The sequence below is a fragment of the Pseudomonas lactis genome, assembly GCF_001439845.1.
GTDB lineage: Bacteria > Pseudomonadota > Gammaproteobacteria > Pseudomonadales > Pseudomonadaceae > Aquipseudomonas > Aquipseudomonas lactis.
Window position 1 is genome coordinate 212703 of sequence record NZ_JYLO01000002.1, and the last position, 23146, is coordinate 235848.

At 61.6% G+C, this 23146-nt stretch carries 25 protein-coding genes; 7 read left to right on the forward strand and 18 right to left on the reverse strand.

From position 1 onward, the window contains the following. Positions 1-19: 19 nt before the first annotated feature. Positions 20-883 (reverse strand): LysR family transcriptional regulator, encoded by an 864-nt coding sequence (locus tag TX24_RS03825; RefSeq protein WP_003193202.1) that lies wholly within the window; start codon positions 881-883, stop codon positions 20-22. A gap of 98 nt (positions 884-981) precedes the next feature. Here TX24_RS03825 and TX24_RS03830 point away from each other — a divergent pair, with 98 nt between their 5' ends. The 6 genes from TX24_RS03830 (at position 982) to TX24_RS03855 (ending at position 7644) form a co-directional block, all read left to right on the forward strand. Then, the gene (locus tag TX24_RS03830) at positions 982-1923 is read left to right on the forward strand and encodes a DMT family transporter (RefSeq protein ID WP_003193201.1); all 942 of its coding nucleotides are present in this window, start codon (positions 982-984) and stop codon (positions 1921-1923) included. 77 nt (positions 1924-2000) lie between these two features. Next, a complete protein-coding gene (dnaX, locus tag TX24_RS03835) occupies positions 2001-4061 on the forward strand; it encodes a DNA polymerase III subunit gamma/tau (RefSeq protein ID WP_057709747.1) in 2061 nt (686 codons plus the stop codon). A 43-nt stretch (positions 4062-4104) separates the two neighbouring features. Beyond that, positions 4105-4443: a YbaB/EbfC family nucleoid-associated protein gene (locus TX24_RS03840; RefSeq protein WP_003193199.1), complete on the forward strand. Its 339-nt coding sequence runs from the start codon at positions 4105-4107 to the stop codon at positions 4441-4443. Positions 4444-4584: 141 nt separating this feature from the next. Continuing rightward, positions 4585-5619, forward strand: a complete 1035-nt coding sequence (locus tag TX24_RS03845; RefSeq protein WP_003193196.1) for an NADP-dependent oxidoreductase — start codon at positions 4585-4587, stop codon at positions 5617-5619. A gap of 66 nt (positions 5620-5685) precedes the next feature. Next, positions 5686-6288 (forward strand): recombination mediator RecR, encoded by a 603-nt coding sequence (recR, locus tag TX24_RS03850; RefSeq protein ID WP_003193195.1) that lies wholly within the window; start codon positions 5686-5688, stop codon positions 6286-6288. Positions 6289-6495: 207 nt separating this feature from the next. Continuing rightward, on the forward strand, positions 6496-7644 hold the full coding sequence (locus TX24_RS03855; protein WP_057709748.1) for an acyl-CoA dehydrogenase family protein: 1149 nt from the start codon (positions 6496-6498) through the stop codon (positions 7642-7644). Positions 7645-7753: 109 nt separating this feature from the next. Here TX24_RS03855 and TX24_RS03860 read toward each other — a convergent pair whose 3' ends face one another. Continuing rightward, complete coding sequence (locus TX24_RS03860) at positions 7754-8302, reverse strand: adenine phosphoribosyltransferase (protein ID WP_003193191.1); 549 nt, start codon at positions 8300-8302, stop codon at positions 7754-7756. A 76-nt stretch (positions 8303-8378) separates the two neighbouring features. Continuing rightward, complete coding sequence (fnr, locus tag TX24_RS03865) at positions 8379-9113, reverse strand: fumarate/nitrate reduction transcriptional regulator Fnr (protein WP_005790290.1); 735 nt, start codon at positions 9111-9113, stop codon at positions 8379-8381. 154 nt (positions 9114-9267) lie between these two features. Here fnr and TX24_RS03870 point away from each other — a divergent pair, with 154 nt between their 5' ends. Beyond that, positions 9268-9729 carry a hypothetical protein gene (locus TX24_RS03870; RefSeq protein WP_003193188.1) on the forward strand — a complete coding sequence of 154 codons (462 nt, stop codon included), beginning with the start codon at positions 9268-9270 and terminating at the stop codon, positions 9727-9729. A 6-nt stretch (positions 9730-9735) separates the two neighbouring features. Here TX24_RS03870 and hemN read toward each other — a convergent pair whose 3' ends face one another. From hemN to ccoO (TX24_RS03945), 15 genes are all read right to left on the reverse strand, one after another. After that, positions 9736-11118 (reverse strand): oxygen-independent coproporphyrinogen III oxidase, encoded by a 1383-nt coding sequence (hemN, locus tag TX24_RS03875; protein ID WP_003193186.1) that lies wholly within the window; start codon positions 11116-11118, stop codon positions 9736-9738. Between the two features lie 103 nt (positions 11119-11221). Further along, positions 11222-11905: a sulfite exporter TauE/SafE family protein gene (locus tag TX24_RS03880; RefSeq protein ID WP_032895833.1), complete on the reverse strand. Its 684-nt coding sequence runs from the start codon at positions 11903-11905 to the stop codon at positions 11222-11224. Beyond that, the gene (gene ccoS, locus TX24_RS03885; RefSeq protein ID WP_003193184.1) at positions 11898-12110 is read right to left on the reverse strand and encodes a cbb3-type cytochrome oxidase assembly protein CcoS; all 213 of its coding nucleotides are present in this window, start codon (positions 12108-12110) and stop codon (positions 11898-11900) included. The genes TX24_RS03880 and ccoS overlap by 8 nt, the downstream gene beginning before the upstream one ends. Before the next feature lie 22 nt (positions 12111-12132). Further along, on the reverse strand, positions 12133-14583 hold the full coding sequence (locus tag TX24_RS03890; RefSeq protein WP_057709749.1) for a heavy metal translocating P-type ATPase: 2451 nt from the start codon (positions 14581-14583) through the stop codon (positions 12133-12135). 125 nt (positions 14584-14708) lie between these two features. After that, the gene (locus tag TX24_RS03895) at positions 14709-15248 is read right to left on the reverse strand and encodes a FixH family protein (protein WP_003193179.1); all 540 of its coding nucleotides are present in this window, start codon (positions 15246-15248) and stop codon (positions 14709-14711) included. A 14-nt stretch (positions 15249-15262) separates the two neighbouring features. Next, complete coding sequence (gene ccoG, locus TX24_RS03900) at positions 15263-16666, reverse strand: cytochrome c oxidase accessory protein CcoG (RefSeq protein ID WP_032900812.1); 1404 nt, start codon at positions 16664-16666, stop codon at positions 15263-15265. Between the two features lie 207 nt (positions 16667-16873). After that, a complete protein-coding gene (locus TX24_RS03905; protein ID WP_003193176.1) occupies positions 16874-17284 on the reverse strand; it encodes a type II toxin-antitoxin system VapC family toxin in 411 nt (136 codons plus the stop codon). Then, positions 17284-17538 carry a type II toxin-antitoxin system Phd/YefM family antitoxin gene (locus tag TX24_RS03910; protein WP_003193175.1) on the reverse strand — a complete coding sequence of 85 codons (255 nt, stop codon included), beginning with the start codon at positions 17536-17538 and terminating at the stop codon, positions 17284-17286. The genes TX24_RS03905 and TX24_RS03910 overlap by 1 nt, the downstream gene beginning before the upstream one ends. Before the next feature lie 167 nt (positions 17539-17705). Then, positions 17706-18683, reverse strand: a complete 978-nt coding sequence (ccoP, locus tag TX24_RS03915; protein WP_003193173.1) for a cytochrome-c oxidase, cbb3-type subunit III — start codon at positions 18681-18683, stop codon at positions 17706-17708. Beyond that, positions 18680-18865: a CcoQ/FixQ family Cbb3-type cytochrome c oxidase assembly chaperone gene (locus TX24_RS03920; protein ID WP_057709750.1), complete on the reverse strand. Its 186-nt coding sequence runs from the start codon at positions 18863-18865 to the stop codon at positions 18680-18682. Before TX24_RS03920 ends, ccoP (TX24_RS03915) begins: the two co-directional genes overlap by 4 nt. 5 nt (positions 18866-18870) lie before the next feature. After that, positions 18871-19479, reverse strand: coding sequence for a cytochrome-c oxidase, cbb3-type subunit II (ccoO, locus tag TX24_RS03925; RefSeq protein ID WP_003193167.1), 609 nt, complete (start codon positions 19477-19479; stop codon positions 18871-18873). Further along, complete coding sequence (ccoN, locus tag TX24_RS03930; protein WP_057709751.1) at positions 19479-20921, reverse strand: cytochrome-c oxidase, cbb3-type subunit I; 1443 nt, start codon at positions 20919-20921, stop codon at positions 19479-19481. The genes ccoO (TX24_RS03925) and ccoN overlap by 1 nt, the downstream gene beginning before the upstream one ends. A gap of 462 nt (positions 20922-21383) precedes the next feature. Continuing rightward, positions 21384-22331 (reverse strand): cytochrome-c oxidase, cbb3-type subunit III, encoded by a 948-nt coding sequence (gene ccoP / locus TX24_RS03935; RefSeq protein WP_003193162.1) that lies wholly within the window; start codon positions 22329-22331, stop codon positions 21384-21386. Continuing rightward, positions 22328-22528 carry a cbb3-type cytochrome oxidase subunit 3 gene (locus TX24_RS03940; RefSeq protein WP_003193161.1) on the reverse strand — a complete coding sequence of 67 codons (201 nt, stop codon included), beginning with the start codon at positions 22526-22528 and terminating at the stop codon, positions 22328-22330. Before TX24_RS03940 ends, ccoP (TX24_RS03935) begins: the two co-directional genes overlap by 4 nt. Positions 22529-22531: 3 nt before the next feature. Beyond that, positions 22532-23140 (reverse strand): cytochrome-c oxidase, cbb3-type subunit II, encoded by a 609-nt coding sequence (gene ccoO, locus TX24_RS03945; RefSeq protein WP_003193159.1) that lies wholly within the window; start codon positions 23138-23140, stop codon positions 22532-22534. Positions 23141-23146 lie beyond the last annotated feature (6 nt).

Sequence of the window (23146 nt, forward strand, 5' to 3'; positions counted from 1 at the left end):
TTAGGACAATTAGGGCAAGTCAGCCGAAGGTCTCGCGCAGCAATCCGGCAAACGCATCTCGCGCCAGGTGCCGCTGGGTGTCCGTGTGCCAGAACAACAGGTTGTCCACGGGCGCCAGCGCTTCAAAGCGATACGACGCCAGCTGATTGGCCTGCTCATAGCGCGCCAGGATCCCCTCGGGTGCCAACGCCACGCCAATCCCCGCACTGACGCATCCGATGATCGTGCCCCAACTGGCATAGCTGGCAATCGCTGGCTTGACGTCATGGGGCTTGAGCCAGTTTTCCAGGGCGGCGCGATAAGGGCAGCCCGGCGGCCATACCAGCAATGTACGGCCGGCCAAGTCCTCGGCGCTATTGATAGGTGCGCTGCACGCGCTGGCGATCAGCACCAGGCGTTCGCTGTAGACCACGCTCTGTTCCAGTTTCGTGCGTTTGCCGCCGGCTGCCACCAGCGCCACGTCCAGGCGGTGGTGCTGCAGGTCGTCCAGCAATTGCGCCCAGGCACCGGTGACCAGTTCCAGGCTGACATCGGGATAACGCCGGTGGTATTCCGCCAGTAATGGTGGCAGGCGCCCGCTGGCACTGGATTCCACCGCACCGATGCGCAAGGTGCCACGGGGAATGGCGTTGGCATCCACCGCGCGTTTGGATTCATCCACCAAGGCCAGGATACGTTCGCAGTAATCCAGGAAGATCTCTCCCGCAGCGCTGATCGCCAGCCCTCGGCCAGCACGGATAAACAACGGCGTGCCCAACTCGCTTTCCAGCTGCTTGATGCGCGTGGTGATGTTGGACGGCACGCAGTGCAATTGCAGCGCAGCCTGGGCCACGCTGCCGGTTTGCGCCACGGCTCGCACCATTTTCAGTTGGGCCAGTTCCATTGCTCAGTTCCAATGATTTCAGAAGTCAGAAACGCTTAATTGTCCTACGCCTGGCCTGGGCCAAGACTGGCTGCATTCCTTTTGCGTGGATGCTGTCGATGAATACTCCGTCACCTCTGAAGCTTACGCTAGTCATTGCCAGCGTTATCCTCTGTTGGGCGTATTCGCCCATCGGCGTGCACATGGGGCTGCACAGTTATAGCCCCGGCCAATTGGCGCTGCTGCGGTTTCTGATCGCGTCGGTATTCATGGGCGGTGTGGCCTGGGTGGTGGGAATTGGACGGCCACCGTTGCGCGACGTGCCGTGGCTGTTGGTGTTGGGTTTTTTCGGGGTGTTCCTGCACCACACCAGTCTCAATTACGGGCAGCAATGGGTGACGGCGGCAGCGTCGAGTGTGTTGGCGCAGTCGGCGCCGCTGTTCAGTGTGTTGATCGCGTTTTTCTGCTTGAAGGAGCGGGTCAGCGCCTGGCGGTGGGGCTGCGTGCTGTTGGGGTTGGCCGGCGTGCTGGTGGTGATCTGGGGCGACCAGGGCATGGGCGATCTCAACCCGCGAGGTTTGCTGATCTTGCTGGCGGCCTGCTCTTGGAGTGTGTACTTCGCCATACAGCGGCATCATGCCCAGCGCTACAGCCCGTTGACCATGGCGTGCTACATGGTGTGGTCTGGCACCCTGATGCTGTGCGTGAACCTGCCGGGCCTGCCCGTCGCCATCGTGCAGGCACCGATGGCGCAGAATCTCGCCGTGTTGGTGCTGGGCATTTTTCCCAGCGCCTTGGCCTATCTGGCCTGGGGTTACGTGTTGAAGCACGTCGAGGTCAGTCGCGCGTCGGTGGCGATGTACCTGATCCCACCGGTTGCGATGCTGATGGCTGCCACACTGCTCGGTGAGCACGTTGCCCTGCAGGTGATGCTGGGCGCGGTGATCGTGCTGGCCAGCGTTGCCGCTATCAGTCTGGAAGGGCGCTGGTGTTCAAGCGTGCTGGCAGAACGCCCGAAGACGCCCTCTGAAAGGCCAATTGAACAGGCTTCGTCAGATTAGACGAGCGTGCCGGATGCAATTTCCCCCTTGCTCCGCTAGCATTACCGGCTTCCGCTTCCCAGTTGCGACGGTTTTCGATGAGTTATCAGGTTCTTGCACGTAAATGGCGCCCGCGCTCGTTCCGCGAAATGGTCGGCCAGACCCATGTGCTCAAGGCTCTGATCAATGCCTTGGACAGCCAACGGCTGCACCACGCCTACCTGTTCACCGGTACACGCGGGGTGGGCAAGACCACGATTGCGCGCATCATCGCCAAGTGCCTGAATTGTGAAACCGGTATCACCTCGACGCCTTGTGGCACCTGTTCGGTGTGCCGTGAGATCGACGAAGGGCGTTTCGTCGACCTGATCGAGATCGACGCCGCGAGCCGTACCAAGGTCGAAGACACCCGCGAGCTGCTGGATAACGTGCAGTACGCGCCGAGCCGTGGCCGCTTCAAGGTCTACCTGATCGACGAAGTGCACATGCTGTCCAGCCATTCCTTCAACGCTTTGTTGAAAACCCTGGAAGAGCCGCCGCCCTACGTCAAGTTCATCCTGGCCACCACCGACCCGCAGAAACTTCCGGCAACGATTTTGTCGCGGTGCCTGCAGTTCTCCCTGAAAAACATGACCCCCGAGCGTGTGGTCGAGCATTTGACCCATGTGCTGGGCGTCGAGAACGTACCGTTCGAAGACGACGCACTGTGGTTGCTGGGCCGCGCCGCCGACGGTTCGATGCGCGATGCCATGAGCCTCACCGACCAGGCCATCGCCTTCGGTGAAGGCAAGGTCATGGCTGCCGACGTGCGCGCGATGCTCGGTACCCTGGACCACGGCCAGGTGTTCGACGTGCTGCACGCGCTGATCGAGGGTGACGCCAAGGCGTTGCTCGAAGCGGTGCGCCACCTGTCGGAGCAAGGCCCGGACTGGAACGGTGTGCTCTCGGAAATTCTCAACGTACTGCACCGCGTTGCCATCGCCCAGGCCCTGCCGGAAGGCGTCGACAACGGCCATGGCGACCGTGATCGCGTATTGGCCCTGGCCCAGGCCTTGCCGGCCGAAGACGTACAGTTCTACTACCAGATGGGCCTGATCGGCCGCCGCGACCTGCCCCTGGCACCCGACCCGCGGGGTGGCTTTGAAATGGTGCTGCTGCGCATGCTGGCGTTCCGGCCAGCAGATTCGGCAGACGCGCCGAGACAGCCGCTAAAGCCAGTGGGGATCAGCCAGGCCACAGTTGATTCCGCCAAACCCGTGGCTGGCGCGGCCGTTGTTGCGCCAGTAGTTGCTGCGCCTGAGCCGGTTGCGCCGGCACCTGAGCCCGAACCTGCGCCGGTTGCCGTCGCACCGGTGGTCGAGCCCGAGCCGGTCATCGAGCCCGCGCCCGTGGTCGACTTGCCCTGGAATGACCCGGTCGAAGCGCAAGTAGAACCCGAGCAACAGCCCTCGGTAGAGCCCGTGCTGGAAACCACGGGCGAGCAACCCGAGCTGACGCCGATGCCTGCGCCGACTCCGGACAGCGTGGTGCCGGATGCCCCTGAGTGGGTATCGGCACCGGTTCCCGAGCCGACGGTCGCCCAGGTTGACGCGGCCACCCCAGGCATTGACCTGGACGACGAACCGCCGCTGGACGAAGACTATATCGAGCCGGACATGGATTCGGCTTACAGCTACCTGGACGACTTGGCCAGCGAACACACCGCCGAACCTGCGCCCGAGCCCGAGGCAGAACCTGCCGCGGCCCCGGCTACCGGCCTGGCCCTGCAATGGCTGGAATTGTTTCCGAAATTGCCGATCTCCGGCATGACCGGCAGTATCGCCGCCAACTGCACCCTGATTTCCATCGAAGGCGACCACTGGCTGCTGCACCTGGACCCGGCCCATAGCGCCTTGTTCAACGCCACCCAGCAGCGCCGGCTCAACGATGCGCTCAACCAATACCGCGGGCGCACGCTGACTATCGCCATCGAACTGATCAAGCCCGAGCAGGAAACCCCGGCCCAGGCCGCGACCCGTCGGCGCCTTAACCGCCAGCGCGAGGCCGAGGATTCGATCCACGCAGATCCGCTTATCCAACAAATGATGCAACAGTTCGGTGCGGTCGTCCGCCACGATACTATTGAACCTGTCGAAGCCCCGGTGTCCCAAGCGTCATGACTCCGGGCTACTCATTGATCCACGTACTTTTGAGGTGATTCCCATGATGAAAGGTGGCATGGCCGGCCTGATGAAGCAGGCGCAGCAGATGCAGGAAAAAATGGCCAAGATGCAGGAAGAGCTGGCCAACGCCGAAGTCACCGGTAAAGCCGGTGGCGATATGGTCAGCGTGGTGATGACCGGTCGTCACGACATCAAGCGTGTCAGCATCGACCCAAGCGTATTGCCGGGCGTGGGTGAAGATGACCTGGAAATGCTCGAAGCGCTGTTCGCCGCAGCCGTCAATGACGCTGTGCGCAAGATCGAAGCCAACAGCCAGGACAAAATGTCCGGCGTGACCGCTGGCATGCAACTGCCACCGGGCATGAAACTGCCGTTCTGACACACGCTTTTAGCTAGACTCAAATGCCAGGCATCGCGCCTGGCATTTTTTTTGCGCGGTCGAAACATCGAACCCCAAGCCTTCACCGATGGTCTGCACCCTATACCGTTGAAACCATTCACCGATAAAGGAGCCCCGCTGATGCCTCAAGAAATGACGCTCAACCAACGCATCGTTCTGGTCTCACGCCCTCAAGGCGCACCCACGCCGGAAAACTTTCGCCTGGAACGTGTAAGCCTGCCGGACCTGGCAGACGGCCAGGTGCTGCTCAAGACCCTGTACCTGTCTTTGGACCCCTACATGCGTGGACGCATGAGTGACGCGCCGTCCTACGCAGCCCCCGTGGAAATCGGTGAAGTGATGACCGGTGGGGCTGTCAGCCGTGTCGAGCAATCGCGCAACCCGAAATTCGAAGTGGGCGACCTGGTGGTCGGCGCCACTGGCTGGCAAAGCCACTGCATTTGCGAAGGCCATAACCTGATCCCGCTGCCCAAGGGCCTGCCGAGTCCGTCGATGGCCTTGGGCGTATTGGGTATGCCGGGCATGACGGCCTATATGGGCTTGATGGATATCGGCCAGCCCAAGGCCGGGGAAACCCTGGTGGTGGCGGCTGCGTCGGGCGCGGTGGGGTCGGTGGTGGGCCAGGTGGCCAAGCTTAAAGGCTTGCGCGTGGTGGGCATTGCCGGTGGCGCGGACAAATGCCGCTATGTGGTGGATGAGTTGGGCTTTGACGCCTGTATCGACCACAAGAGCGAAGATTTCGCCCATGAACTGGCCCTGGCCTGCTTCAAAGGCGTGGACATCTACTTTGAAAACGTCGGCGGTAAAGTCTTCGATGCTGTGCTGCCTTTGCTCAACCCCAAGGCGCGCGTGCCGCTGTGCGGGTTGATCGCCGGCTATAACGCCCATGAAGCGCCCAGCGGCCCCGACCGTTTGCCGGCGCTGCAACGCACCTTGCTGACCAAGCGGGTACGCATCCAGGGCTTTATTGTGTTCGACGACTATGGCGACCGCCAGCCGGAGTTCCTCAGTGCCATGGCGCCGTGGGTGCGCGAGGGCAAGATCAAGTTCCGCGAGGACGTGGTCGATGGACTGGAGCAGGCGCCCGAAGCCTTTATCGGCCTGCTCGAAGGACGCAACTTCGGCAAGTTGGTGGTGCGCGTCGCGCAGGATTGAGTATTTGACGCTAATCCGGGGCGCGGGTATAAACCGCGTCTCGTTGTTTTGTCGGACCCTTCGCCCATGAGCTTCAGCCCCCTGATTCGCCAACTGATCGACGCCTTGCGCACTTTGCCCGGTGTCGGCCAGAAAACTGCCCAGCGCATGGCGCTGCAACTGCTGGAGCGTGATCGCAGCGGCGGCACTCGCCTGGCCCAGGCCTTGAGCCAGGCCATGGAAGGCGTGGGCCACTGCCGCCAGTGCCGCACCCTTACTGAAGAAGAACTCTGCCCGCAATGCGCCGACCCGCGTCGCGACGACACATTGCTGTGCGTGGTGGAAGGGCCGATGGATGTGTACGCCGTGGAGCAGACTGGTTATCGCGGGCGTTACTTTGTACTCAAGGGCCACCTGTCGCCGCTCGATGGCCTGGGGCCGGAAGCCATCGGTATTCCACAACTGGTGACGCGGATACAAGAGCAGGGCACCTTTACTGAAGTGATCCTGGCGACCAACCCGACGGTGGAAGGTGAAGCCACCGCGCACTACATTGCCCAACTGCTGACCAACAAAGGCTTGATCACTTCGCGGATTGCCCATGGCGTGCCGTTGGGAGGGGAGTTGGAGCTGGTGGATGGCGGTACCTTGGCGCACTCGTTCGCAGGCCGCAAACCCATCGCCCTCTAAAACCCACTGCAATCTGGGACTTCCTAACCCTGTAGGAGCGAGCTTGCTCGCGAAAAACCAATAGGCGCCGTGTTCACGCAGGAAGCACGCGTTATCGTTGACGGTTTTCGCGAGCAAGCTCGCTCCTACAGGGTTAGCGCAGACACATGACTTGATAACCAAGCAAGCGCTTGGTAAGTTCGCTCCATCCCGCCATGGAGCTTGCCGATGTCTGCCTATCAGGAATACTTCGATCCCAGCCACCAATTGGTCCGCGACAGCGTGCGCCGCTTCGTCGAGCGTGAGATGTTGCCCGGCATCGAGCAGTGGGAGGAGGCGCAAAGCTTTCCTCGCGAGCTCTACCTCAAGGCCGGTGCGGCGGGGATTCTAGGCATTGGCTACCCCGAAACCCTGGGTGGCAGCCACGAAGGCGATCTGTTCGCCAAGGTCGCTGCCAGCGAAGAACTGATGCGTTGCGGCTCCGGTGGGGTGGTGGCGGGGCTCGGCTCCCTGGATATCGGCCTGCCGCCCATCGTCAAATGGGCCCGGCCCGACGTGCGTGAGCGCATAGCGCCTCGGGTGCTGGCTGGCGAAAAGATCATCGCCCTGGCGGTCACCGAGCCCAGCGGCGGCTCAGATGTGGCCAACCTGCAAACCCGCGCAGTGCGTGAGGGCGAGCATTACCGCGTGAGCGGCGCCAAGACCTTTATCACCAGCGGCATTCGCGCTGATTTCTACACCGTGGCCGTGCGCACAGGCGGGCCGGGCTTTGGCGGCATCAGCCTGCTGCTGATCGAAAAAGACACCCCCGGTTTTACCGTCGGCCAGCCACTGAAGAAGATGGGCTGGTGGGCGTCGGACACCGCCGAGTTGTTCTTCGACGATTGCCGCGTGCCAGTGGGCAATCTTATCGGCGTCGAGAACATGGGCTTTGCCTGCATCATGGGCAACTTCCAGAGCGAGCGTCTGGCCTTGGCCTTGATGGCCAACATGACCGCGCAACTGGCCTTGGAGGAAAGCCTCCAGTGGGCCGCCCAGCGTGAAGCATTCGGCAAACCCATCGGCAAATTCCAGGTGCTCAAGCATCGCCTGGCGGAAATGGCTACCGCGGTGGAGGTTTCCCGTGAGTTCACCTATCGGCAGGCTGCGAAGATGGCCGCTGGCAAGAGTGTGATCAAAGAGATTTCCATGGCCAAGAACCTGGCCACCGATACCGCTGATCGAGTGACGTATGACGCGGTGCAGATACTGGGTGGGCAGGGGTATATGCGTGGCAGCCTGGTGGAGCGGCTGTATCGTGATAACCGGATTCTGTCGATTGGTGGCGGGACGCGTGAAGTGATGAATGAGATCATCAGTAAGCAGATGGGGTTGTAAACCGGGGTGTTCTTTCGGGCCTCATCGCGGGCAAGCCCGGCTCCCACAGGGGAATGCATTCCAAGGTGGGAGCCGGGCTTGCCCGCGATGACGGCAGTACTGACGACGCTTATCTCTCAGTCAGCCCAAACTGCGTCAGGCAAAACGTCGGAATCCCCATGTCTGCCAAACGCTGCGAGCCACCCAGCTCTGGCAAATCAATAATCGCCGCAGCCTCAAAAATCTTTGCCCCCATGCGCCGCACCAGGTTCGCCGCCGCAATCAGGGTGCCGCCGGTGGCGATCAGGTCATCGAACATCAGCACAGAATCGCCTTCGCACAGGCTGTCGGCGTGCACTTCCAGGAAGGCTTCGCCGTACTCGGTCTGGTAACCCTCGGCCAGCACGTCCGCCGGCAGCTTGCCTTGCTTGCGAAACAGGATCAGCGGCTTGTTGAGCTGGTAGGCGATGATCGAGCCGATCAGGAAGCCACGGGCATCCATCGCACCGATATGGGTGAAGTCGGCTTCGACATAGCGTTGGGCAAAGCTGTCGGCTACCAGGCGCAAGGCGCGGGGCGATTGGAACAGCGGCGTGATGTCACGGAAGATCACCCCAGGCTTGGGGAAGTCGATGACGGGGCGAATCAGGGATTTGATGTCGAACGAATCAAAGGTCATCGTCGAGGAGTCCAGAGCGGAAAACGGACCCGAAGTATACCTGCGGCCTCGCCGATTGGCGCGGCCGCAGTCTGGGTCAGACCTCCAGAGAACCGCCAGCCAATGCACACAGCTGGATCGGGTCGAGGATATGCACCTCTTTACCTTCTGCGGCAATCAACTGGTTCTGCTGGAAGCGGGTAAACACGCGGGACACGGTCTCCACTGCCAGGCCCAGGTAATTGCCGATCTCATTGCGCGACATGCTCAGGCGGAACTGGTTGGCCGAGAACCCACGGGCACGGAAGCGCGCCGACAGGTTGACCAGGAACGTGGCGATGCGCTCGTCGGCGGTTTTCTTCGACAGCAGCAGCATCATTTGCTGGTCGTCACGAATCTCGCGGCTCATCACGCGCATCAATTGGCGGCGCAATTGCGGCAGTTGCAGGGCCAATTCATCCAGGCGCTCGAAAGGAATTTCGCACACCGACGTCGTCTCCAGGGCCTGTGCCGACACCGGGTGAATCTCGGTGTCCATCCCCGACAGCCCGACCAACTCGCTGGGCAGGTGGAAACCGGTGATTTGCTCTTCGCCGCCGTCGCTGAGGCTGAAGGTCTTCAATGCGCCCGAACGTACTGCATAGACGGAATCAAACTTGTCGCCCTGGCGAAACAGAAACTCGCCTTTTTTCAGCGGGCGGCCGCGTTTGACGATGTCGTCCAGCGCATCCATGTCTTCCAGATTCAATGAAAGTGGCAGGCAGAGGGGGGCCAGGCTGCAATCCTTGCAATGGGCCTGGCTGTGAGCGCGCAGTTTGACTGGCTCGGACATTTCTTAAATCCTTGTGGGAAAACACACATAAGACGTAAGGGTAACGCACTGGGGGCCACGGAGGCCAGCCTGTACAAAAACCTGTCGCGAAGTAAAGATTTGCCCGAAACGGCCGATAGCACTGCCATCGAATACCAACGCGGTGGCTCAGACCATGTTATCCCTCAGTACACAACTGGCTTCACGTACCCAGATCCAGGCACTGCCCGAAACCAAGAAGGCTGCCGCGACCGATGCTGCTGCGGTTGCGCCGACGGATGAAGCCAAGCCTGCGGTGTCAGTGACCATTTCCGGTGCTGCGATGAAAGCGGCGGCGGCTGAGAAAACCTCAAACAGTGACATCGACGACAGTGGCTTGGCGGACAACGTCAAGAATCTGCTGAAGATGATTCGTGAGATCAAAAAGCAGATTGCCGAGAAACAGGCCGAGATGGCTGCGGTAATGGCCGACAGAAATCTCAGCCCTGAACAGGCCCGTGCCCGACTCTCCGGGCTGCAGTCAGCGTTGAGCGCACTGCAAGCCAGCTTGACTAGCGCCCAGGCGTCCCTGACCAAGGCGATGAAAGACATGAGTGCCGGTGATGCAGTCAAGGCCGCCAGCTTGGCCATGAAATAAGGGCCTTTAGATAACCCGCGAAAACCGTTGCCTGTTCTGGTGCTCCAGGTAGGCATCGAACACCATGCACACCGAGCGCACCAGCAAGCGCCCGGCCGGCAGCACGCGAATGCCCTGGACGTCGAGTTCAATCAAGCCATCGTCAGCCATGGTCTGCAATTGTGGCCATAGCTCGGCAAAGTAGCCGCGAAAATCGATGTTGTACGCCTGTTCGATCCCCTCGAATGCCAGGTTGAAATTACAGATCAGTTGCTGGATCACGTCCCGGCGCAAGCGGTCGTCGGTGGTGCAGACCAGGCCGCGGCTGGTCGCCAACTGCGCGCCCGCCAAAGCGTTCTGATACTGGTTCAGGTCGCTGCTGTTCTGGCAATACAGGTCGCCGATCTGGCTGATCGCCGACACCCCCAACCCAATGAGGTCGCAGTGCCCGTGGGTGGTGTAACCCTGGAAATTGCGCTGCAGCTTGCCTTCTTCCTGGGCCACCGCCAGTTCGTCGTCCGGCAGGGCAAAGTGGTCCATGCCGATGTAGCGGTAACCGGCCTGGGTCAGTTGTTCGATGGTGGTTTGCAGCATCAGCAGTTTTTCTGCCGGCGAGGGCAGGTCGTCGGTGTTGATCCGCCGTTGGGGCATGAAGCGTTCCGGCAGGTGCGCGTAGTTGAACACCGACAGGCGGTCAGGCTGCAAGCGGATGACTTCTTCCACGGTGCGCGCAAAGTTCAACGGCGACTGCTTGGGCAGGCCGTAGATCAGGTCGATATTGATCGAGCGAAATTGCAAGGTGCGCGCTGCATCGATCACGGCGCGGGTTTCTTCCAGGCTTTGCAGGCGATTGACCGCCCGTTGCACCTCGGGGTCGAGGTCTTGCAGCCCAATGCTCACGCGGTTGAAGCCCAGTTCGCGCAGCAGGCCCATGGTGGCCCAGTCGGCTTCGCGCGGGTCGATTTCGATGCCGTAGTCGCCCGAGTCGTCCTCCAGCAAATTGAAATGCTGGCGCAGGCATTTCATCACCTGGCGCAGTTCATCGTGGCTGAGAAAGGTTGGCGTACCGCCGCCGAAATGCAGTTGCTCCACGGGCTGCTGCGGGTCGAGGTGGCAGGCCACCAATTGGATTTCCTGCTCCAGGCGCTGCAGGTAGGCCTGGGCGCGGCCACGGTCCTTGGTGATCACCTTGTTGCAGGCGCAGTAGTAGCAAATGTTGGCGCAGAACGGCACATGCACATACAGCGACAGTGGCCGCACGGCCTTGCGGCTGTCACGCAGGGCGTGGAGCAGGTCGAAGGTGCCGACCTGGCTGTCAAATTGTACGGCGGTGGGGTAGGACGTGTAGCGCGGCCCCGCCAAGTCGTAGCGGTGAATCAGATCTGTGTCCCAACGAATGGCGTCGAGCATGCGGGCGGTCCCCCGGATTGGCTAGTGGGCCGAGTCTAGGGGCAGGGCGGTGCAGGCATCTTGATTTGCATCAACGGGGAGCGGCGCTATGCCACAGGGCCTGTTAATGCCCCATGAGCCAGTGCTGGTGGGGGCCAGGCAAGGTCCAGAGACCGAAGATCATCACCAGCACGCCACCGGCCACACGCACGCTGCGCTTGCGCAATAACGCCGTCACCCGTTCGGCGGCCAGCCCGGTGGCCAGCAGCACCGGCCAGGTGCCCAGCCCGAACGCCAGCATCAGCAAGGCGCTGTCCAGTGCATTGCCCTGGCTCGCCGCCCATAGCAGGGTGCTGTAGACGAGCCCGCACGGCAACCAGCCCCACAGCGCGCCCAGCAGCAAGGCTCGCGGCAGGCTGGACACCGGCAGCAAACGGTTGGCCACCGGCTGCAGATGCCGCCACAGGCCGCGTCCCAGGCTTTCGATACGGGTGAGGCCGCTCCACCAGCCGGCCAGGTACAGGCCCATACAGATCAGCAGCAGCCCGGCAAGCACTCGCATGAACATCGCCGCCGGGCTGTTGGCCACTGCCCAGCCGGCCAGGCCGATCAGTAAGCCGGCGGTTGCATAGCTGAGGATGCGCCCCAGGTTATACGCCAGCAGCAGGCGAAAACGGCGGCTGCGTTGTTCCTTGGGGATCGCCAGGGTCAGCGCGCCCATCAGTCCGCCGCACATGCCCAGGCAATGGCCGCCGCCGAGCAGGCCGAGGATCAGCGCCGAGACCAGCAAGGGCGCCAGCTCAAGCATGAGGGGGCTCTTTGGGCGGCTGCTCGGGGCTGTTGGCTTCGTCGATGGCGGCCAGGTGGTTCGGGTCCTGGTCGTCGAACAGCACGCTGTGGGCCGGGCCATCGAGGTCTTCGTATTGGCCGCTGTCCACGGCCCAGAAGAAGATGTAGATGGCCACACCCACTAATAGCAGTGCCGCCGGAATCATCACGTAGAGAGCTGGCATCTGTACTCCATGCCCGCGCGGCTCAGGCCGGCAGCGGGCGGGTTAGTGGGGCGGTGCCCGGGGCTTGCGCGCTCGGCAGGCGAGTCAGGCGCAACGCGTTGAGCACCACGGTCAACGAACTGATGGACATGCCGATCGCCGCCCAGATGGGCGTGATCCAACCCAGGGCGGCAAACGGCAGCATAAGCCCATTGTACAACCCGGCCCACAACAGGTTCTCGATGATCACCCGGCGAGTGCGCCGCGCCAGGCTGAAGGCCTGCACCAGCGCATCCAGGCGGTTGGACAACAGCACCGCATCGGCGCTGGTTTTCGCAAGGTCGGTGGCCGAGCGCATCGCCACACTGATATCGGCAGCGGCCAGCACTGGCACATCATTGACCCCATCGCCGAGCATCAACACTTTGCGACCTTCTTTGTGCAGGTTTTGCAGTACCTGCAGCTTGTCGTCAGGGCGCAGGCTGCCGTGGGCTTCGTCGATACCCAGCTCAGAAGCGACACTGGCCACCATCGGCGAACTGTCCCCCGAGAGTAGCAGCGTGCGCCAGCCCCGCGCCTTGCATGCGGCGAGCAAGGCGGGTGCGTCGCTGCGCAGGCGGTCATCCAGTACGAACCAGGCCAGGGCACCGCTGTGGTCGCCCAGCAGCAGCCATTGCCCGGCCTCGTCCGGCGAGGCGGGAATCGCGCAGCCACTGAGTTCACAGACAAAACCCGGCTGGCCGATGCGCAACAGACGTTCTCCCACACGACCTTCCAGGCCCAGGCCTGGAGTGCTCAGCACTTCATCAGCGGCCAGCGGCGCACGGCCGAAGGCACGGGCAATCGGGTGTTCGGAACGGTTCTCCAGGGCGGCGGCAAGGCCCAGGCATTGGTCGCTGTCCAGCGCACTCAAGGGCCGAATGGCGCGCAACGCCAGGCGCCCTTCGGTGAGGGTGCCGGTCTTGTCGAAAATCACCGTATCAATCTGGTTCAGGCCCTCGAGCACATGGCCGCGGGTCAGCAGCAACCCGAGACTGTGCAAGGTGCCGGTGGCGGCGGTGAGCGCGGTGGGCGTGGCCAGGGACAGGGCGCACGGACAGGTCGCCACCAGCATCGCCAGCACAATCCAGAACGCTCGGGATGGGTCCAGCTCCCACCACAGCAGGCCGATCAGCGCGGCGGCGATCAGTGAGCACAACAAGAACCACTGCGCAGCGCGGTCGGCGATCTGTGCCAGGCGCGGCTTCTCGGCCTGGGCGCGCTCCAGCAGGCGCACGATGGCGGACAAGCGCGTGTCATGCCCCAGGGCGCGCACTTGGACGGTGAGCGCGCCTTCGACATTCAGCGTGCCGGCCGTGACGCTGTCACCCGTACGCCGAGGTTGCGGCAGGTACTCGCCGGTCAGCAGGGATTCATCGATGCTGGATTGGCCGTCGAGAATTACGCCATCCGCCGGCAGCACCGCACCGGGATGCACCAGCACACGATCACCCAGCGCCAACTCGCTGAGCAGGATGCGTTCGCTCTGTCCATCATCCTTGAGGCGCAAGCAGGAGGCGGGCAACAGGTTGACCAGTTGGGCAGTGGCTGCGGCAGTGCGCTCCCGGGCGCGGCGCTCAAGGTAGCGCCCGGCCAGCAGGAACAGGGCAAACATGCCCACGGCATCGAAATACAACTCGCCTACGCCAGTGATCGCGGTCCAGATGCCAGCCAGGTACGCGCCGCCAATCGCCAGGGACACCGACACGTCCATGGTCAGGTGGCGCGTGCGCAGGTCACGTAGGGCGCCTTTGAAGAAGGGCGCGCAGCTGTAGAACACGATGGGCGTGGTCAGAAACATCGCCACCCAGCGCAGGATGACGTGCAATTCCGGGCTCAGGTCGATATTGAATTCCGGCCAGGTGGCCATGGTTGCCATCATGGCCTGGAACCACAGCAAACCAGCGACCCCCAGTTGTCGCAGGGCCAGGCGGTTTTCGCTGGCTAATTGTTCGGCGGCGCGGTCGGCCTGGTAAGGGTGGGCGGCGTAACCGATATGGCGCAGCTCGCTGAGCAGTTGGCTCAACGGCAATTGCCCATCGGCCCAGCGCACGTGCAGGCGGTGGTTGGACAGGTTCAATCGCGCTTCGGCCACGGCAGGCAGGCTGCGCAGGTGTTTCTCGATCAACCAGCCGCAGGCGGCGCAACTGATGCCTTCCATCAGCAGGGTGGTTTCGGCCAGGTCGCCTTGATGGCGCACAAAAGGTTTTTGCACATCGGCGCGGTCGTACAGCGTCAGTTCGTCCACCAATTGCACGGGCAGCGCCTCGGGGTTGGCCGAGGCTTCGCTGCGGTGTTGGTAATAGTTTTCCAGCCCGCCGGCCACTATCGCCTCGGCCACGGCCTGACAGCCCGGGCAGCAGAGTTCACGGCGTTCGCCCAGGATCTGGGCGGTGAACCGGCTGCCGGAGGGGACGGGTAGGGCGCAGTGGTAGCAGGGGGTGGGTTGGGTCATTGCTCAGTTCCGCAGATCGTTCCCACGCTTTGCGTGGGAATGTTGCCCGTGACGCTCTGCGTCACAAAGCGGACGCAGAGCGTCCAGCAAGGCGTTACCACGCAGAGCGTGGGAACGATCATCGTCTACTTCTTCAGGTCTTCAGCGCCCTGTAACGGTTCGTCACCCAGCAGCAAGTCCTTGTCGTGGCTGACCTCTTCTTCTTCGAACAGGCGCCAGGTGTTGCCGCCCTCCACGCCAAGCAGTTCCACGAAACGGCGACCTTCGACCTTGTCGGTGACCTGGCCGATGTAGCGGCCTTGCTCACTGTCGCTGCGGGTGAGGTTGATCTTGCGATCCTTCTCTGGCTGGGTCGGGGAGATAAGGTTCAGCTCCAGGGTTTTCGGATTGCTGTAGCCAGTCAGTTGCAGCTCGACCTCGCCGGTCAGTTCGTCCAGGTGCAGCTTGCCGCGCAGTTGCAGGGTCTGGGCCAGGCGTTCGCGGTCCAGGGAACGGTTGATGCCTTTGCCGGCCTCGTAGTAGTTGTCGTTGACCAGGTTGTCCGGGTTATTCACCGCGATGGTCACCATGGACAAGGTCAGGGTCACCGAGCAGGCCAGGATCGCGATGATGATCCAGGGCCAGAGGTGCTTGTACCAAGGGCTGGCGGCAGTAGTTGCGGGCATGGGTATGTTCCCTGTTAACGGACTTGTGGGCCGATGAATCGGCTCTTGGCTTCAATATGAACGCTGGTGTCATCGGCGTCTTCGAGGATGAAGGTCACCTCGTTGGTGCTCGACGGCAACTGCTCCGGCGCACTCGACAACTCCACTGGCATGCTGACGATATCGCCGGCGGCCACTTTGATTTCGCGCCGGCCTTGCAGCTTGAGGTCGGGCAGCCCAGCGGCGTCGAGCACGTAGGTGTGGTCGCGCTGGTCTTTGTTCATGATCTTCAGGCTGTAGACGTTTTCGATGCGCCCTTCGGCGTTCTCGCGGTACAGCACGCGGTCCTTGCTGACGTCGAAACCCACCAGCGAGCGCATGAAGAAGGCCGCCACCAACAGGCTGATCATCGCCAGCAACACCAGGGCGTAACCGATCAGGCGCGGGCGCAGCTTATGGGTTTTCTGCCCCGACAGGTTGTGTTCGGTGGTGTAGCTGATCAGGCCGCGTGGGTACTCCATCTTGTCCATGATGTTATCGCAGGCATCGATACAGGCGGCGCAGCCGATGCATTCGATTTGCAGCCCGTCGCGGATATCGATACCGGTAGGGCACACCTGCACGCACATCGTGCAGTCGATGCAGTCGCCCAGGCCTTGGGCCTTGTAGTCGGTACCCTTTTTACGTGGCCCACGCACTTCGCCACGGCGCGGGTCATAGGACACGATCAAGGTGTCCTTGTCGAACATCACACTCTGGAAGCGCGCATAGGGGCACATGTAGATGCACACCTGCTCACGCAGCCAGCCGGCGTTGCCGTAGGTGGCGAGAGTGAAGAAACCCACCCAGAAATATGACCAGCCATCGGCCTGGCCGGTGAAGAAATCGAATACCAGTTCGCGGATCGGTGAAAAGTAGCCGACGAAGGTGATGCCGGTGGCAAAGCCGATCAGCAGCCACAGGCTGTGCTTGCTGAACTTGCGCAGGAACTTGTTGGCGCTCATCGGCGCCTTGTCGAGCTTGATGCGCTGGTTGCGGTCGCCTTCGGTGACCTTTTCGCACCACATGAAGATCCATGTCCATACGCTTTGCGGGCAGGTATAGCCGCACCACACGCGCCCGGCGTACACGGTGATAAAGAACAGGCCAAATGCCGCCACAATGAGAATGCCCGAGAGCAGGATGAAATCCTGGGGCCAGAACGTTGCACCGAAAATAAAGAACTTACGCTCCGGCAGGTTCCACCACACCGCCTGGTGACCGCCCCAGTTCAGCCACACGGTGCCGAAGTAGAGCAGGAACAGAGCGGCACCGCCGACCATGCGCAGGTTGCGGAACAAGCCAGTGAAGGCGCGGGTGTAAATCTTCTCTCTCGAAGCGTAGAGGTCGACGGTCTTGGCAGGCGGGGTAACGTTATGTACCGGTATCTGGTCGCTCATCATTGCATCCCACGGCGGTGGAGATTTGCCTCGGCCAGTACGTGCCAACCGGGGTCAAATTAAGGGTGTTGCAGTGGCCTAATGATACGCCCCCGAGGGTGTGCAAAGGGTGCGACCTTTGGTCGCGTTGGGGGAAATCAATTGATGGTGTACGTGATCTGGATCAATTGACTTGGCAAGTATGGACGGTTTTTGCCAGTAAGCCGGTCATTCGTCCCATGGATTGAACAGTGGCACGCCACTCGATTTGAAGTCGCTGACGTTGCGCGTGACTACGGTGAGTCCGTGAACCAGCGCGGTTGCGGCAATCAATGCATCGCTTTCGTTGGCTTGGTCGGGTACATGCAAGTGCGCGCAACGCAACGCGACTGCTGCATCGACGGGCAGGATTCTGGCATCGAAGGCGGGCATTACATGACGCTTGAGCCAGGTTCTCAACACCTTCCCCTGAACCGGGTCTCGCCGTTCAATTCGCAGGACTCCGGTTTCCAGTTCCTTCAGCGTGATCGCCGAAATAAACATGCGCGGCGCTACTACGCTTTTTGCCCAAGCCACGACATTTGCATCAGCCTGAGGTTTACGCAGTTCAGAGATCACATTTGTGTCGAGTAGATACATCAAGAAAAGTCCACGGGTCGATGAATGATCACGGCACGTTCGGTTTCGAAGTCGATATCGGCCGCTTCCGGCATCACCAACAGGTCGACAATGTCGGCGTTCAGACCTGTCAGCTTCTGGTACTCCTCAATGCTTAGCAGTACATGGGCAGGCTTGCCGCGATCAGTGATAAAAACCGGCCCTTTGCGGGCGGCTTTTTTGGCACCACTTGTATCTTGATTGAATTCGCGGCTGGAAATGGTCGTGATGGTCATGGGGTAGGCCCCCTTCGCTGGACTTAATGTAGTTACGTTACTACTTGGCGAGTGCGCGCGGCAAGGTTGAGGTTACGAACGGTAGAGTTGGCTTTGCAAGGTTCGGCGCCAGAACAAAAAAGCCCCGCCAGCATTCGCTGCGCGGGGCTCCATTTGTTTCAGAGGTCTTACTGCTCCTCAGCCTTCTTATCCCCATGAGACAAGCTATATACATACGCCGCAAGCAGGTGCACCTTGTCATTCCCTTGCAACTGCTCCTGCGCCGGCATCTGGCCCTGGCGGCCATAACGGATGGTCTGTTGCAGTTGCGCAAAGCTTGAACCGTAGATGAACGCACCCGGATGCGTCAGGTCGGGCGCGCCCATCGCTGGCGTGCCTTTACCCGCCGGGCCGTGGCAGGCCACGCAGTTGGCGGCGAAGAGTTTCTCGCCGTTGGCCACGTCGGCCTTGGCGCCTTCCGGCAGTTTGCGGCCGTCGAGGTTGGTCACTACAAAGGCTGCTACGTCGGCTACGCCCTGCTCGCCGATGACTTCAGCCCAGCCTGGCATCACCGCGTGCCGGCCCTTCATGATGGTTTCCTTGATGGTGTTGGGTTCGCCGCCCCAGCGCCAGTCGGCGTCGGTCAGGTTGGGGAAACCGTAGGCGCCCTTGGCGTCGGAGCCGTGGCACACCGAGCAGTTGGAGGCGAACAGGCGGCCGCCCATCTTCAAGGCTTGTGGGTCCTTGGCGACTTCTTCAATCGGCATCGACGCGAACTTGGCGAAGATCGGCCCGAACTTGGCTTCCGACCTGGCCATTTCCTTTTCCCATTCGTGCACGCCGGTCCAGCCGGTCTGGCCGTTGGCGAAGGGGGTTTGCTTGTCGTTGTCGAGGTAGTTGTAGCCTGGCAGCAGGCCCTTCCAGTTGCCCAGGCCAGGGTAGAGCACCAGGTAACCAAGGGCGAAGACGATTGTGCCGACAAACAGCATGAACCACCACTTGGGCAGCGGGTTGTCGTACTCCTCGATGCCGTCGAACGAGTGGCCGACGGTCTCGTCCGTCTGCTCGGTGCGCTGGCCCTTGCGGGTCGACAGCAGCAGCCAGGTCAGGGCGAAGATGGTACCCAGACTGAGGACTGTGACGTACAGACTCCAGAACGTAGTCATTCTTTGTTACTCCTAGAAGCTTGCTCGACGCGCTTGATGGCTTCGGGGTCATCTGCGAAGGGCAGCATGGTCGCGTCGTCAAACTCCGACTTGCGCCGTGGGCTGAACACCCACAACGCCAGGCCGATAAAGGCCACCATCACCACAACGGTGCCCAGGCCACGAATCATCCCGATATCCATGAAGGTCACCGTTTGCTTTTGATGATGGTGCCAAGGCCTTGCAGGTAGGCCACCAATGCGTCCATTTCGGTCTTGCCCTTCACGGCGGCGGCCGCACCGGCGATGTCTTCGTCGGTGTAGGGCACGCCCAGGGTGCGCAAGACTTCCATCTTCTTGGCGGTGTCCTTGCCGTCGAGCTTGTTTTCCACGAGGAACGGGTACGCCGGCATTTTCGACTCCGGCACGACGTTGCGCGGGTTGTACAGGTGCGCACGCTGCCAGTCATCGGAGTAGCGCCCACCCACACGGGCCAGGTCCGGGCCGGTGCGTTTGGAACCCCACAGGAACGGGTGGTCCCACACGCTTTCACCGGCAACCGAGTAGTGGCCGTAGCGTTCGGTTTCGGCGCGGAAGGGGCGGATCATCTGCGAGTGGCAGCCCACGCAACCGTTGGCGATGTAGACGTCGCGGCCTTCCAGTTCAAGGGCGGTGCGTGGCTTCATGCCTTCGACCGGCTTGTTGGTCACGTCCTGGAAAAACAGCGGGACGATTTGGGTCAGGCCGCCAATGCTCACGGCGATGACCATGAAGAAGGCCAGCAGGCCGATGTTCTTCTCGACGACTTCATGCTTCATCAGTGAGCTCCCACAACGGCGATCTTGGTGGCGGCTTCGGCTTCAACAGCGTCGCTGGCACGCACGGTGCGCCACACGTTGTAGGCCATCAACAGCATGCCGCTGGCAAAGAACGCACCGCCCAGGGCACGTACGATAAAGCCCGGGTGGCTGGCTTGCAGCGCTTCGACGAAGGAGTAGGTGAGGGTGCCGTCATCGTTGATCGCACGCCACATCAAGCCCTGGGTGATGCCGTTGACCCACATCGAGGCGATGTAGAGCACGGTGCCGATAGTGGCCAGCCAGAAGTGCGCATTGATCAGCCCGACGCTGTGCATCTGCGCGCGGCCGAACAGTTTGGGGATCATGTGGTACAGCGCGCCGATGGAGATCATCGCCACCCAACCGAGAGCGCCAGCGTGCACGTGGCCGATGGTCCAGTCGGTATAGTGGGACAGCGAGTTGACGGTCTTGATCGCCATCATCGGCCCTTCGAAGGTCGACATGCCGTAGAACGCCAAAGACACCACCAAAAACCGCAGGATCGGGTCGGTGCGCAGCTTATGCCAGGCGCCCGAGAGGGTCATCATGCCGTTGATCATGCCGCCCCAGCTTGGTGCCAGCAGGATGATCGACATCGCCATGCCCAGGGACTGTGCCCAATCCGGCAAGGCGGTGTAGTGCAAGTGGTGAGGGCCGGCCCAGATGTACAGGGTGATCAGCGCCCAGAAGTGCACGATGGACAGGCGATAAGAATAGATCGGACGCTCGGCCTGCTTGGGCACGAAGTAGTACATCATCCCCAGAAAGCCGGTGGTGAGGAAGAAGCCTACGGCGTTATGGCCGTACCACCACTGGATCATCGCGTCCGTCGCACCGGAGTAGGCCGAGTAGGACTTGAACAGGTTCACCGGCAGGGAGGCGTGGTTGACGATGTGCAGCATCGCCGTGACCACGATAAAGGCGCCGTAGAACCAGTTGCCCACGTAGATGTGCTTGGTCTTGCGCTTGACGATGGTGCCGAAGAACACCAGGCCGTAGGTCACCCACACGATGGCAAGCAAAATGGCGATCGGCCATTCCAGCTCGGCGTATTCCTTGGTGGTGGTGTAGCCCAGGGGCAGGCTGATGATGGCGCCGACGATGACCGCCTGCCAGCCCCAGAAGGTGAATGCGGCAAGGCCATCGGAGATCAGTCGCGTCTGGCAGGTGCGCTGCACGACATAGTAGGAGGTGGCAAACAGTGCACATCCGCCGAAGGCGAAGATCACCAGGTTGGTGTGCAGCGGGCGCAGGCGGCCGAAGGTCGTCCAGGGCAGGTCGAAATTCAATTGCGGCCAAACCAGTTGCGAGGCGATGAACACCCCGAGCCCCATGCCAAGGATCCCCCAGACCACCGTCATGATGGCGAACTGGCGGACTACCTTATAGTTATAAGCAGTCGGACTGATTGCTGTGCTCATTCTAAGGTTCCACGGTTTAGGTTTTTTTATAGGTAAAATCGGTCGCAAGTATGTAGAAAGCGAGGGGCCATTGCAACGCAATGGCTGACCTGGATCAATGCGTTCCACGCCAGATTCTGCGCCCTTTCCATGTTTGGCGTAGGGACAAAATCCAAAATAGAAAGCTGATCGAGTGGACAGGAAATTTCAGGGGCGCAACGGCTACCGTCGCGTAGGCCAGGAATGGTCCACTGTGGGAACAAGCGTAGACCCGAATAGGAGGAGGGGAAAGGTGGGCTTGGAAGGGGTGCGACACTTGGTCGCGCAAATGAAAACAACACCGGATCCCTGTAGGAGCGAGCTTGCTCGCGAAGAACCTGAGGGCACCACGCTTATCCAGTATAAACGCGGCGCTCTGATGTTCTTCGCGAGCAAGCTCGCTCCTACAGTGAAACGGGTTGCCGCCCCGGGCCGGGGCAGCGGTTACTCGGTCGCGCTGTCTGGCGTTGCACCTTCAGCGTTATGGGACAAGCTGTACACGTAAGCCGCCAGCAGGTGCACCTTGTCATTGCCTTGCAGCACATCCTGGGCTGGCATCTGGCCCTGGCGACCATGGCGGATGGTCTGCTGCAGCTGCGCCAGGCTGGTGCCGTAGATAAAACCGGCAGGCTCGGTCAGGTTAGGCGCGCCCATGGCTTCCACACCGTGGCCTTGTGGGCCGTGGCAGGCCACGCAGGTGGTGTTGAACGCGGCTTGCCCGGCTGCCAGGTCTGCGCTGTTGTCAGCAGGCAACGGCAGCTTGGCCAGGTCGTGGCGCACGTAGGCGGCGACGTTTTTCACCCCGTCCTCGCCCAGCACTTCACCCCAGGCCGGCATCGCCGCGTGGCGACCGTTCAGGATGGTGGCTTTGATAGCCTCAGCCGAGCCGCCCCAGCGCCAGTTATTGTCGGCCAGGTTGGGGAAACCATAGGCGCCCTTGGCGTCCGAACCGTGGCATACCGCGCAGTTGGAGGCGAACAGGCGACCGCCCATCTTCAACGCTTGCGGGTCCTTGGCGACTTCTTCCACCGGCATGGCCGCGAACTTGGCGAAGATCGGCCCGAACCTGGCGTCGGCCTTGGCCATTTCCTTGTCCCATTCCTTGGTCTGGGTCCAGCCGTCTTCATAGCCCGGCAGTACGCCTTTCCAGTTGCCCAGGCCCGGGTAGAGGATCAGGTAGCCGACGGCAAACACCAGGGTGCCGGCGAACAACATGAACCACCACTGGGGCAGCGGGTTGTCGTATTCCTCGATACCGTCGAAGGCGTGGCCCATGGTCTGGTCGACGCTGCCCTTGGTCTCGCCCTTGCGGGTGCCGACCAACAGCCAGGTCAGACCGATCAGGCTGCCCAGGGTCAATACGCAGATCCATGTACTCCAGAACGTAGTCATGGCCGAGTGCTCCTTGTGGCTGGCTCTGCTTGAGCGTCGGGTGGGGAAGGTTCATCGGCAAACGGCAGCAGGCGCGCCTGCTCGAATTCCGCATTGCGGCGGTTGTTGAATACCCACAGCGACAGGCCGATAAAGGCGATGGCGACCACCAGCGTGCCAAGGCCGCGGATGGTGCCTGCATCGAATTCAAATCCCATGGCTCACCTCTTGCTCTTGATGGCAGTGCCGAGCACTTGCAGGTAGGAAACCAGCGCGTCCATCTCGGTCTTGCCCTTGAGGCTGGCGACTGCGCCATTGATGTCGTCGTCGGTGTACGGCACGCCGAGGGTGCGCATCACTTTCAACTTGGTCTCGGTGTGGCTGCTGTCGACGGCGGCGGTGACCAGCCAGGGGTAGGCCGGCATTTTCGACTCTGGCACCACGTTTCGCGGGTTGTATAAGTGCGCGCGGTGCCAGTCGTCCGAGTAGCGTGCGCCGACGCGGGCCAGATCCGGGCCGGTACGCTTGGAACCCCACAGGAACGGGTGGTCCCACACGCTTTCGCCGGCCACCGAATAGTGGCCGTAGCGCTCGGTCTCGGCGCGGAACGGGCGGATCATCTGCGAGTGACACTGCACGCAGCCTTCGCGGATGTAGATGTCGCGGCCTTCCAGTTGCAGCGCGGTGTAGGGCTTCATGCCTTCGACCGGCTTGTTGGTCACGTCCTGGAAGAACAGCGGGACGATCTGGGTCAGGCCACCGATGCTCACGGCAAGCACCATCAGCAGCATCAACAGGCCGACGTTCTTTTCAATCGTTTCGTGTTTCATCATCGA

Bases quoted from the DNA above. Each gene is read 5' to 3' on its own strand.
- ccoS (WP_003193184.1), bottom strand. From the start codon at position 12,110: ATGCCAGCTCTCTACGTGATGATTCCGGCGGCACTGCTATTAGTGGGT.
- TX24_RS03830 (WP_003193201.1), top strand. From the start codon at position 982: ATGAATACTCCGTCACCTCTGAAGCTTACGCTAGTCATTGCCAGCGTT.
- ccoG (WP_032900812.1), bottom strand. From the start codon at position 16,666: ATGAGCGACCAGATACCGGTACATAACGTTACCCCGCCTGCCAAGACC.
- TX24_RS03910 (WP_003193175.1), bottom strand. From the start codon at position 17,538: ATGACCATCACGACCATTTCCAGCCGCGAATTCAATCAAGATACAAGT.
- TX24_RS03825 (WP_003193202.1), bottom strand. From the start codon at position 883: ATGGAACTGGCCCAACTGAAAATGGTGCGAGCCGTGGCGCAAACCGGC.
- hemN (WP_003193186.1), bottom strand. From the start codon at position 11,118: ATGCTCGACGCCATTCGTTGGGACACAGATCTGATTCACCGCTACGAC.
- TX24_RS03860 (WP_003193191.1), bottom strand. From the start codon at position 8,302: ATGACCTTTGATTCGTTCGACATCAAATCCCTGATTCGCCCCGTCATC.
- recR (WP_003193195.1), top strand. From the start codon at position 5,686: ATGAGCTTCAGCCCCCTGATTCGCCAACTGATCGACGCCTTGCGCACT.
- ccoP (WP_003193162.1), bottom strand. From the start codon at position 22,331: ATGACTACGTTCTGGAGTACATGGATCTGCGTATTGACCCTGGGCAGC.
- fnr (WP_005790290.1), bottom strand. From the start codon at position 9,113: ATGTCCGAGCCAGTCAAACTGCGCGCTCACAGCCAGGCCCATTGCAAG.
- TX24_RS03905 (WP_003193176.1), bottom strand. From the start codon at position 17,284: ATGTATCTACTCGACACAAATGTGATCTCTGAACTGCGTAAACCTCAG.
- TX24_RS03845 (WP_003193196.1), top strand. From the start codon at position 4,585: ATGCCTCAAGAAATGACGCTCAACCAACGCATCGTTCTGGTCTCACGC.
- ccoO (WP_003193167.1), bottom strand. From the start codon at position 19,479: ATGAAGCATGAAGTCGTCGAGAAGAACATCGGCCTGCTGGCCTTCTTC.
- dnaX (WP_057709747.1), top strand. From the start codon at position 2,001: ATGAGTTATCAGGTTCTTGCACGTAAATGGCGCCCGCGCTCGTTCCGC.
- TX24_RS03940 (WP_003193161.1), bottom strand. From the start codon at position 22,528: ATGGGATTTGAATTCGATGCAGGCACCATCCGCGGCCTTGGCACGCTG.
- TX24_RS03855 (WP_057709748.1), top strand. From the start codon at position 6,496: ATGTCTGCCTATCAGGAATACTTCGATCCCAGCCACCAATTGGTCCGC.
- ccoN (WP_057709751.1), bottom strand. From the start codon at position 20,921: ATGAGCACAGCAATCAGTCCGACTGCTTATAACTATAAGGTAGTCCGC.
- TX24_RS03920 (WP_057709750.1), bottom strand. From the start codon at position 18,865: ATGGATATCGGGATGATTCGTGGCCTGGGCACCGTTGTGGTGATGGTG.
- TX24_RS03840 (WP_003193199.1), top strand. From the start codon at position 4,105: ATGATGAAAGGTGGCATGGCCGGCCTGATGAAGCAGGCGCAGCAGATG.
- TX24_RS03880 (WP_032895833.1), bottom strand. From the start codon at position 11,905: ATGCTTGAGCTGGCGCCCTTGCTGGTCTCGGCGCTGATCCTCGGCCTG.
- ccoP (WP_003193173.1), bottom strand. From the start codon at position 18,683: ATGACTACGTTCTGGAGTCTGTACGTCACAGTCCTCAGTCTGGGTACC.
- TX24_RS03890 (WP_057709749.1), bottom strand. From the start codon at position 14,583: ATGACCCAACCCACCCCCTGCTACCACTGCGCCCTACCCGTCCCCTCC.
- TX24_RS03895 (WP_003193179.1), bottom strand. From the start codon at position 15,248: ATGCCCGCAACTACTGCCGCCAGCCCTTGGTACAAGCACCTCTGGCCC.
- ccoO (WP_003193159.1), bottom strand. From the start codon at position 23,140: ATGAAACACGAAACGATTGAAAAGAACGTCGGCCTGTTGATGCTGCTG.
- TX24_RS03870 (WP_003193188.1), top strand. From the start codon at position 9,268: ATGTTATCCCTCAGTACACAACTGGCTTCACGTACCCAGATCCAGGCA.